1 protein-coding gene is annotated in these 300 nt (G+C 60.0%); it reads right to left on the bottom strand.

Annotated features, from left to right (window positions below; all coding sequences use genetic code 11):
- Positions 1-300: class II aldolase/adducin family protein (locus X742_RS140060; protein WP_023775713.1), on the bottom strand; the 300-nt coding region annotated here is incomplete at both ends.

The following is a 300-nucleotide window of genomic DNA, read 5'->3' as shown; positions in this document are numbered from 1 at the left end:
TGCGACCAGTGATTCCATCCTCGATCGATCTGGGCGCCGACGAGTTTTCCTGCCGTCTTTATCTCGCCCGGCGATAGATATTTGACATTGCCGATCCGCAGGCCGGCCGTGAGCGCTGCCGCTTCCTGCTCGAGATAAAACGCCCGGAAGACGACCTCACGCACGGAGTTGCCGACATTGACGACGCCATGCCGCGCCATGAGCACCACTGTCTGGTTGCCGAGACTTTCGGCGATATCAGCGCAAATCCCAGGGCTGCCGCCGAAGAGATCCGTCTCGTCGCCATTCTTGTCGCGAATC

This window comes from Mesorhizobium sp. LNHC229A00 (assembly GCF_000502415.1).
In the GTDB taxonomy this organism is placed as follows: domain Bacteria; phylum Pseudomonadota; class Alphaproteobacteria; order Rhizobiales; family Rhizobiaceae; genus Mesorhizobium.
This window is presented reverse-complemented; position numbering and strand designations above follow the sequence as displayed.